At 32.1% G+C, this 9,589-nt stretch carries 11 protein-coding genes; all 11 read right to left on the bottom strand.

Features of this window, described 5'->3' with window-relative positions; all coding sequences use genetic code 11:
• Nucleotides 1-77: 77 nt before the first annotated feature.
• On the bottom strand, nt 78-914 hold the full coding sequence (locus tag AA81_RS00640; protein ID WP_103897891.1) for a mechanosensitive ion channel family protein: 837 nt from the start codon (nt 912-914) through the stop codon (nt 78-80).
• A 14-nt stretch (nt 915-928) separates the two neighbouring features.
• A complete protein-coding gene (locus AA81_RS00635) occupies nt 929-1,627 on the bottom strand; it encodes a 16S rRNA (uracil(1498)-N(3))-methyltransferase (RefSeq protein ID WP_103897890.1) in 699 nt (232 codons plus the stop codon).
• A 6-nt stretch (nt 1,628-1,633) separates the two neighbouring features.
• Complete coding sequence (serS, locus tag AA81_RS00630; protein WP_103897889.1) at nt 1,634-2,908, bottom strand: serine--tRNA ligase; 1,275 nt, start codon at nt 2,906-2,908, stop codon at nt 1,634-1,636.
• A gap of 146 nt (nt 2,909-3,054) precedes the next feature.
• Complete coding sequence (locus tag AA81_RS00625) at nt 3,055-3,273, bottom strand: DNA-directed RNA polymerase subunit omega (protein ID WP_103078952.1); 219 nt, start codon at nt 3,271-3,273, stop codon at nt 3,055-3,057.
• Between the two features lie 25 nt (nt 3,274-3,298).
• Complete coding sequence (gmk, locus tag AA81_RS00620) at nt 3,299-3,907, bottom strand: guanylate kinase (protein ID WP_103897888.1); 609 nt, start codon at nt 3,905-3,907, stop codon at nt 3,299-3,301.
• Nucleotide 3,908: 1 nt separating this feature from the next.
• The gene (locus AA81_RS00615) at nt 3,909-4,196 is read right to left on the bottom strand and encodes a DUF370 domain-containing protein (protein ID WP_012207955.1); all 288 of its coding nucleotides are present in this window, start codon (nt 4,194-4,196) and stop codon (nt 3,909-3,911) included.
• 110 nt (nt 4,197-4,306) lie between these two features.
• Nucleotides 4,307-5,191 (bottom strand): YicC/YloC family endoribonuclease, encoded by an 885-nt coding sequence (locus AA81_RS00610; protein ID WP_103897887.1) that lies wholly within the window; start codon nt 5,189-5,191, stop codon nt 4,307-4,309.
• 39 nt (nt 5,192-5,230) lie between these two features.
• Nucleotides 5,231-6,364, bottom strand: a complete 1,134-nt coding sequence (locus AA81_RS00605) for a cysteine desulfurase family protein (RefSeq protein ID WP_103897886.1) — start codon at nt 6,362-6,364, stop codon at nt 5,231-5,233.
• 13 nt (nt 6,365-6,377) lie between these two features.
• Nucleotides 6,378-7,733, bottom strand: coding sequence for a sensor histidine kinase (locus AA81_RS00600; protein WP_103897885.1), 1,356 nt, complete (start codon nt 7,731-7,733; stop codon nt 6,378-6,380).
• Nucleotides 7,696-8,370, bottom strand: a complete 675-nt coding sequence (locus AA81_RS00595) for a response regulator transcription factor (protein ID WP_103076984.1) — start codon at nt 8,368-8,370, stop codon at nt 7,696-7,698. Before AA81_RS00595 ends, AA81_RS00600 begins: the two co-directional genes overlap by 38 nt.
• Before the next feature lie 119 nt (nt 8,371-8,489).
• The coding region (locus AA81_RS14080) for a hypothetical protein (protein ID WP_169999567.1) at nt 8,490-9,589 on the bottom strand (1,100 nt) is incomplete at its 5' end.

Here is a 9,589-nt window from a genome sequence, read left to right as displayed (position 1 = left end):
GCCCCGCTCCCCACCCCACACAAGGCTGCAAAATTAAGAAAGGCGGTTTTCACCGCCTCTTTAAAAATTTGTATAATTTAAATTTTTTCTTTGTTTTGGGTTATTTCAGTGGGAACTTCTTTTATGTGAAGGTCTAATTGGTTGAAAGGTATCTCGACTTTATTTTCTTCGAATTTTTGTTTAATCGACTTTGCTACATCCATCGACGAAGCAAGGAAATTTTCTTGTTTTGCCCAAAACCGTACAATAAAGTTTATAGAAGAATCGGCGTATCCATCGAAAAGAATCATTGGTTGATGGTCATCATCTATATGCACTAATTCAGCTGATCGTACTGCTTCATCTATTATGTTTATTACCTTGTTCAGATCGGATGAATAAGATACTCCAACTTTTACCTCGTTTCTTCTTATGGTGGTAGGCCAATAATGAATGATCTTGCTTGACCATACTTCTCTACTAGGAAGATGAACTCTTCTCCCATCCCATGTTCTTATGACCACGTGGTTAACGTTTATCTCTTCTACTGATCCAGATATTCCATTTATTTCCACAGCTTCACCATCTACTACTAAATGGTTCAACATTATTAAAAATCCACAGATTAAGTTACCAAGAGGTTCTTGTACAGCAAAGGCGACTATTATACCACTTATACCTAACCCAGCCAAAAAAGCGCTAAGGTTGGTAAAAATAACAGAAATAATGATAAAACCACCTAAGGTATACATAGCTATGTTCAATATTGTCATTAAAGATTTCCTGTATTGAAGCGTTACTCTACCGCTTTTTTCTGCTGTGGTTATTATGATTTTATACATAAATTTAGCCAAATACCTAGCGATAAAGAGGATTGCGAGACTAATTCCAATTCTTATTAAATAATTGATCGTTGTTTGAAGCCATTCTGGCATTTTAACTACCCCCCTTAAATAAATAATCTGTTGTATTCATAGTTAATGATACTCATTGCATATATAACAGAAGTTTCAAAACGAAAGATACTTTTACCCAAATTAACAGTTTTGAATTCGTTTGTAGCAAAAAATTCTTTTTCTCTTTTTGAAAATCCATACTCTGGACCAACAACTAAGTTTATTTTTTGGCTACCTTTTAATTCTTTTAAGACTTTTCTTAAATTATCATTTTTTCCATCTAAGTCCAGTACTAGAGTGTCTTTCTTAGGAATTTCCTTGAATTTTACAAAATTAATTTGGGGAATATGGGCAAAAACAGTTTGTTTAGAAGTTTCTATTATGGACCTTTGAAACTTGTTCAAATTTTTATAATTTATATCTGATTTTTCCCCTCGGTAAAGATAAAAAGTATTCGCCCTTAATTCAACCATTTTTTCTAATAGCAAATGCATTCTATCCCATTTACTCATACCCAAATATACTGATACATATGGTTTGTAATCTTCTTGTGGTTTTTCTTTGTCTATAATTTCAAGGGTCGTTTCTTTTTTACCTATTTTTACAATTGTTGCAGTGTATATAAAGCCATCTTCCGTTATTACTTTTATTATTTCCCCTTCGACTTTTTTTGTTATTTTTATGTGTGCGGTTTCTTCTTCGTTTAAAATAATTTCTTCATTTATTTTTTTTCCGTAAAACGCATTTGGCATTTATAATCAACCTATGAACTCTTTCCCCATGTAAGGTATGAGTTTTTCAGGAATTTTTATCATCCCATTAGCTGTTTGATAATTTTCCATTATAGCTACTAAAGTTCTTCCCACTGCTAATCCTGAACCATTTAGTGTGTGAACAAAATTTAACTTGTTTTCTTTGTCTCTGTACCTTATGTTGCCTCTTCTTCCTTGAAAATCTTTTGTATTTGAACATGATGATATTTCTTTATAATCATTGTAACTAGGCAACCACACCTCCAAGTCATACGTTTTGGAAGCTGCAAAACCTAAATCTCCGGTACATAGAGCAACCACTCTATATGGTAAATTCAATTGTTGTAGCACCTTTTCTGCATGACTTGTTAATTCTTCTAATGCTTGGGAGGATTCTTCGGGAGTAGTATACCAAAATAATTCTACTTTATTGAATTGGTGTTGTCTGATCATTCCTCTTACGTCTTTTCCATAACTACCGGCTTCTCTTCTGTAACAGGGTGTATAAGCAACATATTTTAAAGGGAGTGAATTTAATTCTAAGGTTTCGTTTCTGTGTAAAGCTGCCAGAGAAACTTCCGCTGTAGAAATAAGGTACATTTGATCCAAAGAAGTTTTATATAGGTCATCTTCGAATTTCGGTAGTTGTCCTGATGAAGTTATACTTTCTTTTGTAACTAAATGAGGAGGTAGTATAAAGGTGTAACCGTGTTCTTTTGTATGTAAGTCGATCATGAAGTTGATTAAGGCTAACTCTAAACGCGCTATGTCTCCTTTTAAAATGGTGAATCGAGATCCGCTTAGTTTAGCAGCCCTATCAAAATCTAAGAGGTCTAATTCAGTGCCTAAATCCCAATGAGCTTTTGGTTCAAAGTCAAATTCTCGTGGTTTTCCCCATTTTCTTAATTCAAGATTTTCGTTTTCATCCTTTCCAATGGGTACAGTGCTGTCAGGGATATTAGGCACACATAATAATTTATAATTTAAATTGTCTTCAATGTTTTTCAAGTCTGATTCTAGATTTTTTATTTGATCTGATATTTCCTTTCCTTTTCTAATTATTTCATCGGCTTCATCATTTTTCTTTTGGGCTTTCAATTTAGCAACTAATTTTGAATTTTGATTTCTTTGGGCTCTAAGAGTTTCGGTTTGTTTCAACAATTTCCTTCTCTCTTCATCGAGAGAGATGATTTCATCAATGATAGAAGTTTCGTTGTTTCTTTTTGTTAAAGCTTCTTTTATTTCTTGTGGATTCTCTCTGATATATTTTAAGTCTAACATTTTACCCTCCCGAAATGAATGTTTTAAAAAGTTCTAAAAATTGATTTAGCGCCCCTTCGCCCTGCTCCCCACCCTTTAAGGATAAAGAAGGATTAACCCTTTCACCTCTGTCCGCACCCATAAATAATATAAAAGTTAGAATTAGACTATTTACTTAAACTGTCTAATAAAGCCGAATTTTTAACTTGAATCTTACCCTCTTCTAATTCTTTTAAGGAGATTCGTACGTAGTCTTTTTTTTCAGTGACACCTTTCAATTCATCTAAGTTTTTTAGGGTTTCAGCCCTTTTTGCGGCAATAATGGGAATCACATATTTATACTTTGCTCTATTTAGTAATCTATCGTAATTTATTCCTAAATTCATTTGATTTCACCTCTTATTTTAAAATTCATAGTTGTTTTTTAAAAAAAAATGGAGCACGTTCATCAAACCTTTCTCTTTTAAGTTGTTCTGCAACAAGGACAGATATCAGTTGATTTGTTGATTCTTTTATTTCCTGGTTTACGATTACGTAATCGAAATCTTTCATATGAGAAATCTCCCATTTTGCGTCTTTCAGCCTTATTTCCAGAGAGTCTTTTGATTCGGTACCTCTTTTTTTTAGCCTTTTTTCTAGATCCTCATTTGAAGGGGGTAAAATAAAAATATATATGGCGTTCTTATAAATTTTTTTAATGTTTAGAGCTCCTTGAACATCGACATCTAAAACAAGGCCTCGGCTTTCCTTTAACTTTTTCTCAACGAATTTTTTGGATGTGGCATAATAATTTCCATGAACCTCAGCCCACTCTAAAAATTTTCCATCTTCTTTCATTTTTAAAAAAGTACTTTTATTTATAAAAAAATAATCTTTTCCGTCAATCTCTCCGGGCCTTTTTTCTCTTGTAGTATAGGAAACAGAGAAGGAAAAACCATGAATTTTGTCCAAGGTACTTTTTATAACAGTAGATTTTCCTGCACCTGATGGTCCACTAACGATGTAAAGCAATCCCTGCATGTTATAATACTTCCTTGCGTATTTTGTCTAAAACTTTTTCAATGTCATAATAGTTCTGCAAAAATCTGTTGGTAATTGTTTCTGGTTGGATTGCGCTGGCTATAACATGGCCAGAGTCGGTTATTATAAATGCTCTAGTTTTTCTTCCGTGGTTTACCTCTAATAGCTTTCCTTGTTGCTCTGCGATTTCTTTTAACCTTTTTAAGGGTTGAGAAGTAGGAGAAACAATGGCTATAACCCTGTCACCAACAACGATATTTCCAAAACCTATGTTGATCAATCCATACATAAAGAGCACCTCCACCAGCAAAAATATTTAGCATATATCCATCCCTTAAACATCTTTAATACCCAATCTATGCGTTCTTTCATATGATATTTTTAGTCACTTACCATAATTCAATGAAGATTTTGAACTTGCTCTCGAATTTTATTAACCAGGGTTCTACCTTCCAAGGAAAGGTTAGTTATATTTAAAATTTTTGACTTGGAGGCGATCGTGTTGAATTCCCTATGCATTTCTTGACAAATAAAATCTAGTTCTTGCCCTATACTGTCGTTATTACTTTCATTTTCCAAGAAATTTTTAAATCTTCTAATGTGGCTTTTTAGCCTGTCCATTTCTTCGCTAATGTCGGCTCTTTCAGCCAATAAGACTATTTCCATTTCTAACCTATTTTCATCGATATTATCAATATTACTAATCAAAGAATTAACATTGTGTTTTACCTGTTCTCTATATTTTTCTTTCATTTGCTGAGCATTTTCTTCTATTTTAATAACAACATCTTCGAGTTCATTCAAATAGCCATTAAGAAAGACTTTTAGATCTTTACCTTCTTCTTTTTGATACTTCAATACCGTTTCGATTACCTCATTTAAAACTTCTTTTATACCTTCCCAAATATCATCGATAGTTTTTTCATCGATGGAAATTTTAACAATATCTTTGAATTTTAACAAATCTTCCAAACTAACATCATCTGCTAGATGTAGTTCGTTGATCAAATTGTTGAGGGCATTGTAATAGGCTTTAGCTAACCCTAAGTCAACATCGATTATGTCGTCTGTTTTCAATAATTTTATATCTATTGAAATTCTTAAGGTTCCTCTTTTGAAATATTTTTTTACAAGATTTTGAATCTTTAATTCTAACGGAGAAAATAAAGGTGAGATTGAAGTGTTGATGTTTAGATTTTTGGAGTTAAGAGATTTTATTTCAACATTATAACTATAATCACCAATATTTTTTGTTGTTCTCCCATAACCGGTCATACTTCTCATATTTTCGCCCCCCTTATATCTTTATTATACATTAAAAAATCAATAATTCAAAAATTTCAAGACATTTTTTAACTTAATCAAGAATAATTCGGCCTCATTGTCATTATTCAAGTGAGATAAGCTAATTCGGATCATACCACTTGCCTCGTCATTTTTGTATCCCATACTTTCCATTACTCTACTAAAAGATTTAATCTTACTTGAACAAGCCGATGTGGTTGATACATAAATTTCTTCTTCTGAGAGGGCGTTTACAATAATATCTCCTCTTACATTAGGAAAGAAAAAAGCTAACGTATTTGGGACAGAATTTTTTATGGGAGTGACTATCTTTGCTCCCATACTTAATAATTCTTCTGCTAGATGATCCCTGATATTTTTTATATTTGAATTCATCTTATCAAGATTTTCGGTCGATTTTTTCAAAGCCATAGCCGTGCCAATGATTCCTGGTACATTTTGTGTCCCTGCTCGCATCCCATTTTCTTGGGAACCACCTGTTATGAAGGGAAATATTCTTGTTCCTCTACGTTTGTAAAAAATACCTACGCCTTTTGGGCCATGAAATTTATGGGCAGAAAAGGAAGCGAAATCACATTTATATCTATCCAAATCAAAGGGTATCTTACCAATAGCTTGTACAGCATCAATATGGAAGTATGTTTCTTCATTTTTTTCCTTTATGATTTTGTATGCATCTTCAACAGGTTCTAAGGTACCAACTTCGTTATTTGCAGCCATTAAGCTAACTAGTATGGTATCATGTCTTATGTTTTTTGACAATTCATTTAAATCTATTACTCCTTTATCATTCACATTTATATAGGATACCTCGAAATCCTCCCTTTCTAGTTGTTTGAGTGTGTTAATAACGGCAGAATGCTCTATGGTCGAGGTTATAATGTGTTTGCCCCTATTTTTGTTAGCTTTTGCAACTCCTTTTAAAACCCAATTTATTGATTCAGTAGCACAAGAGGTGAAAAAGATCTCCGTGGGTAAAACTTTAAACACATCGGAAATTTGTTCTCTTGCTTCTTCTAAATCGTTTTCAATATTTACTCCAAATTGATGAATAGAGTTAGGATTTGCATAGTATTTTGTCATATATTTCAAAATCAAATCAGCAACCTCGCTCTCAACAGGAGTGGTTGCATTGTTGTCAAAATAAATCACGTTTTATTCCTCCTTAAATTTGATTCGAAAAAATCAAGGTAAAAGTACTACCTTTACCTAATTCAGAATAAGCTTTTAATTCAATGTCTAAAGCATCAGCTAGTTTTTTTGCTATTGATAATCCTAATCCATGGCCTTTATCGCTTCGAGAAGAGTCCACTTTGTAAAACCTTTCAAAGATGTTTTTTAATTTTGTTTGTTCAATACCAATACCATGGTCTTGTATACTTATACTCTTTTGATCTGGGTCTAATTTTATTGTTATTTCTTTTTGATTTGATGAGTATTTTATTGCGTTTTCAATGAAAATTTTGAGGATTAAAGAGAGATATTCATTAGAACTGTTTACTGTGAAATTTTCTCCTTGTATATCTATTTTGAATTCATTCAATTCTAATTTAAAAAGATTCAGAGTTTCTTCTACTACGTTTTTGATGTCGATACTTTCTTTTTTGATTTGATAATCGTTCTTAGTTAGAAGCAAGAGTTTTTCGACTAGGTCCCTTAAATATTCGTTTGATGCTTCTATACTTTTAAGCGATTCTTCCATAATTTTGGGATCATCTTTCCCCCATCTTTTTAGCATTTTAATGTAACCATTTATAGAAGTTAAAGGTGTTCTCAACTCATGCGAAACGTCGGAAACGAATTGATTTTGTATCTCAAAAGCATTTTCGATTCTGTCCAACATTGAATTTAATTTTTTTGCAAAGATATCAAATTCTTGAGATTTCTGTTCGGATATCCTCTTATCTATGGTATTGGCATCTATTTCAGATATTTGTTCTGCCATTTTGACTACAGGTTTGAGAGTACTTTTTGCTAAAAAATAAGATACTAACAATGATATAAAAAAACCAACCGTTATTATGACAAAAACTGCTTTTTCAAAGTTTTTTAAAAGCGCTGTTAGTTCGAGAGATGGTCCACCGACGATTAAAAGAGATGAGCCAAATATTGGAACACCTGCAAAGATGTAATACATACCATCAGATTCATAAAGATACGGTAACCTAGGAATTTTGAAATTCTCCTTTATCAAACCATATGGGTCTGAAATCAATTGTCCATCTAGAATGACTATCCTGTTTGATAATAAACTTCTCCTCAATACACTTGAATCCTGCATAATTTGGTAAAGCAATTCAATAGGATCTTGAGGATTTTTAGCATTTTCTCTGTTCAATCCACTTACATTTAATTGTGCTATATACATGTCGTTGTAACTTTGAAGTGTGAATTGTACAAAAACGATCCTCACTAGGCCAACAATCGCCAATACGATACTCATAGTAATGGCTGTGAAAACTATTGTTTGCCTAAAAATTGCACTATGTTTTACTTTTTTTCTCCCTAATAACGTAGCCAACACCTCTCACAGTTTCTATATTTTGCGCAGAATTTTTCAATTTTTTTCTTAAATAGTTGATGTATACTTCAACTAAGTTGTTGTTTTCTTCATCGTAGTATCCCCAAATCTCTTCCAAAATTTTTTCTTTTGAGACAACTATATTTTTATTGAGAGCCAATAGCTTGAGTATGTTAAATTCCGTAAGACTCAAGTGAACATTTTTTTTATTCACAAGAACTTCCATGTTTTGAGGGTAAATCTCTATGTCTCCAACTTTTATCAATTCTTTAGTTTTGCCCATTCTTTTTAATAAAGCCTCTATTCTTGCCAATATTTCTTCTATTTCAAAAGGTTTAACCACATAATCATCAGCGTTTTTTAAACCTTTAACTTTACTTTCTAACTCCCCTCTGGCTGTGATCATTATTATTCCAATATCATTGTCGTAATCTCTAATTGCCTCAGCAACCTCAAATCCATCTCTTATGGGCAACATTATATCTAATAATATAATATCAGGCTTAAAATTTTCATAAAATTTTAATGCTTCATCTCCATCTTTTGCTATTTTCACGTTATAGCCTGCGTGGGTTAGTTCCAACTCTAAAAGCCTTGAGATGGATCTATCATCTTCTACTACTAGAATTCTAAACATTTGTAATCCTCCCCAAAGTTGAAATTAATGTCTTTAAAAACTTTAATAGCGCCCCTTCGCCCCGCAGCTCACCCTCTAAGGAAGGTTGAATAATGGTTTCACCCTGCTGCTCACCACGGTTAAAATTCAGCTGATAAACTTATAGTGTGTAAGTGTTTATGAAATAAGTAAGAAAGCAAAACCTTGCTTTTTTGAAAAGGAAAAGCGTACTGAGATCCGAAATTAAGATATATAGATGCTTGATCTTCTTTACTTATTGAGAGACCAAATCCTGGATATAAAGAGAATTCAGAGGTTTGTTTTTCTCCAATGCTATAAATTTTTGCAGCCATTAAATCGTAGCTTAATTCGTTTATATCTACTAAAATACTATTTAGATCTTCTATCTGACTGTTTACCTGAAGTATACCGTATAAACCAAAATTATTGAAATTTTCGTAATCGTCTAATAAAAAAGATACATTAATCAGATCTTCTTTATTTTTCAGTATAGCTCCAATTCTAACACGATCATTCAAGGTTGTTTTATAGGTAAATTTAAAGTTGTTATTGAAGTTGGAGGAGATTTTAAAGTAAGACTTGTTGAACTGCAAAGAAATACTGGATATAATCTCGTTAGAATCAAATTGATAACTTACTCCGAGGTTGGTTTTTAAATTTGAGACATTTTTTGTTTTTTCTTCGACTGTTAGGTTTTCTAGATTAAACGTAGATGTAACTAAAACACGGTATTCTTCATCTTTTTTTATCAAATAATAATTGTTAATATTTTCTTTAAAATTAACATCTGCTTCGTTTATATCAAGGACCTCATAAAATTCAACTTTTTCTAGATCCGTAAGGAGCGAAAAATTTGATTCTAAGAATCCGATTGCATCCTTGCTTTTAAGTGGAGAGTCGCCATAGTTTTTTTCTAAACAGATTAAATAATCATAGAGATTTTTTGAAATTTTGTGTGAAGATGAATATGTGATCACTTTGTTTTTTCCTGCGTTATCATCTAAGAAATTGAAAAAATCTAATATTTCAGACGACAATTCGTCTTTACCGAACAAAATTATACTATTCGAGTTGGGGACTTTTCTAACTTTTTGGTTTAAAAGCATCAGAATATTTGATATTTTTGTTATTTCTAAACTTTTGAAGTTAATCTCTGTAGCATTTTGTACTGATCCTTGAATTATTAAGTCGAAATCTCCCACCAAATACAAATTATGTC

This window comes from Petrotoga halophila DSM 16923, from assembly GCF_002924615.1.
The sequence above is the reverse complement of the archived record's forward strand: the minus strand, read 5'-3'. Positions and strand labels throughout refer to the sequence as shown.

What these genes read in the sequence shown, in the direction of transcription:
- AA81_RS00615 (WP_012207955.1), bottom strand. Translation starts at nt 4,196, where the DNA reads ATGTATGGATTGATCAACATAGGTTTTGGAAATATCGTTGTTGGTGAC.
- gmk (WP_103897888.1), bottom strand. Translation starts at nt 3,907, where the DNA reads ATGCAGGGATTGCTTTACATCGTTAGTGGACCATCAGGTGCAGGAAAA.
- AA81_RS00640 (WP_103897891.1), bottom strand. Translation starts at nt 914, where the DNA reads ATGCCAGAATGGCTTCAAACAACGATCAATTATTTAATAAGAATTGGA.
- AA81_RS00610 (WP_103897887.1), bottom strand. Translation starts at nt 5,191, where the DNA reads ATGAGAAGTATGACCGGTTATGGGAGAACAACAAAAAATATTGGTGAT.
- serS (WP_103897889.1), bottom strand. Translation starts at nt 2,908, where the DNA reads ATGTTAGACTTAAAATATATCAGAGAGAATCCACAAGAAATAAAAGAA.
- AA81_RS00625 (WP_103078952.1), bottom strand. Translation starts at nt 3,273, where the DNA reads ATGAATTTAGGAATAAATTACGATAGATTACTAAATAGAGCAAAGTAT.
- AA81_RS00635 (WP_103897890.1), bottom strand. Translation starts at nt 1,627, where the DNA reads ATGCCAAATGCGTTTTACGGAAAAAAAATAAATGAAGAAATTATTTTA.
- AA81_RS00595 (WP_103076984.1), bottom strand. Translation starts at nt 8,370, where the DNA reads ATGTTTAGAATTCTAGTAGTAGAAGATGATAGATCCATCTCAAGGCTT.